This is a genomic window from Carboxydocella sp. ULO1 (genome assembly GCF_002049255.1).
Lineage (GTDB): Bacteria > Bacillota.
In genome coordinates, this window is sequence record NZ_BDLQ01000108.1 from 1 (window position 1) to 231 (window position 231).

Consider the following 231-nt stretch of genomic DNA (forward strand, 5'->3'; position numbering starts at 1 on the left):
CAACTGGTATCGCAAATCAAGCAAAACCTGACCCGGAAGGTTAATCCTGATAGACCTGGGGAAGGAAAAGGGATGACCCGTGGGGTCAGGGCCTGCTTGAGGCGGCTGGAAGAGAGGCTTCCTGTGCATAACGGGCTTGCCCAGAGTGAGCAGGAGGCGTATAACTCCGTCTGGCCTGACCTGAAGTTATTGGCCCTGTCCGTACGGTGACCCCGTTTAGCCGGTGTCGGA

General features: G+C 57.1%; 1 pseudogene. It reads left to right on the forward strand.

From position 1 onward, the window contains the following. Positions 1-210 (forward strand): annotated as a pseudogene (locus tag ULO1_RS12105) (IS200/IS605 family accessory protein TnpB-related protein); the annotation flags it as partial. Positions 211-231 lie beyond the last annotated feature (21 nt).